This window comes from Collinsella sp. WCA1-178-WT-3 (M1), assembly GCF_009696325.1.
In the GTDB taxonomy this organism is placed as follows: Bacteria; Actinomycetota; Coriobacteriia; order Coriobacteriales; family Coriobacteriaceae; genus Collinsella.
On the sequence record NZ_VUME01000033.1, the window covers coordinates 1 to 1,325 of the forward strand.

Here is a 1,325-nt window from a genome sequence, read left to right on the forward strand (position 1 = left end):
CGAGGCGGTGGCCCGGGTCGAGGCCCAGGCAAACTCTGAGCCGAACCGCACCACCGGCCTGCCGCCCGACGCGCTGTTCATGCGGGAGAAGGAGAGCCTGCGGCCCATCGGGAACCTCCGTCTCCTCGAGTCGATGGTGGGCGACGTGAGCGTCCAGACCGTCCCGCCGACCATGCTCGTCAGGGCCGCCGGCAGGGAGTGGTCCGTGCCCAGGCGCTGCATCGGCCGGCGCGTGAGCGTCGTGGCGATGCCCGGCGGCCAGGTCGTGGTGAGGATGGCCGGCGAGGAGGTCGCCGTCCACGACGCCGCGTCCGGGCCGTCGAGGCCCATCAACTACGACCCCGACCACTACGGGCAGGCCCTCGAGGGGAAGCGGGGCCTGGCCGACGCGGACATCGCGGAGGCCGCGCGCGCCAACCTCGCGCTGCTCGACTCGCTCGGAGGGGCGTGATGGGCGCCGTCGCGGAGGGCAGCCCCTCGATCAGGGCGCAGGCGAACCTCTCCGCGCTCGGGCTGCACGAGATGGCGGCGTCCCTGCCCGACTACGTGAGGATGGTCGCCGCGGGCGAGCGGGGCTTCGCCTCCGCCCTCGAGGAGATGACGCGCGTCGAGGTCGCCGCCCGGGAGGTCAGGATCACCAACCAGCGCATACGGTCGTCGGGGTTCCCCTACGTCAAGGGGCTGGCGGACTTCGACTGGGACTTCCAGCCCTCGGTCCCGCGCGCCGAGATCGAGGAGCTCGCGACCCTGAGGTTCGTCGAGCGGGCCGAGAACGTCCTGTTCGTGGGGAGCCCCGGCGTGGGCAAGACGCACCTCGCCGTCGCGCTGGGCATCGAGGCCGTCAGGGCGGGGCGCGAGGTCAGGTTCGTGGACTGCGCCCGGCTCGTCGAGGACCTGGAGGACGCCTCGTCGCGCGGCATCCTCAAGAAGAGGCTCAAGTACTACGCCCACTCGAGGCTGCTGATCATCGACGAGCTCGGCTACCTCGACGTCGGCAGCGCGGGCGCGGACCTGCTGTTCCAGCTGATATCGACGCGCTACGAGCAGCGCTCGACGATCATCACCACCAACGTGGGGATCAGCGGCTGGGGCAGGGTGTTCGGGGACGACGTGGCGGCGAGCGCGATCGCGGACAGGGTGTGCCACCACTGCCACCTGGTCAAGATAACCGGCAGGTCCTACAGGCTGAAGGACCTGCCGAGGGACGGGCCCGTCAAGCCGTGACCGGAATCGGTGAAAATACGTTAGCGCAACCGGTGAAACCGCCTTTGCGCGAACGGTGCGCCTGTTTAGCGAAACTGGTGAAAAATAGATTGACGCTAACA

1 protein-coding gene and 1 pseudogene are annotated in these 1,325 nt (G+C 69.7%); both read left to right on the forward strand.

Going from position 1 to position 1,325, the window contains the following annotated elements; genetic code table 11:
* Positions 1 to 451, forward strand: a pseudogene (locus FYJ40_RS08965) (IS21 family transposase); the annotation flags it as partial.
* On the forward strand, positions 451 to 1,224 hold the full coding sequence (gene istB, locus FYJ40_RS08870; RefSeq protein WP_139913201.1) for an IS21-like element helper ATPase IstB: 774 nt from the start codon (positions 451 to 453) through the stop codon (positions 1,222 to 1,224). The pseudogene FYJ40_RS08965 and the gene istB, both read left to right, overlap by 1 nt.
* Positions 1,225 to 1,325: the final 101 nt, after the last annotated feature.

Bases quoted from the DNA above. Each gene is read 5' to 3' on its own strand.
- istB (WP_139913201.1), top strand. From the start codon at position 451: ATGGGCGCCGTCGCGGAGGGCAGCCCCTCGATCAGGGCGCAGGCGAAC.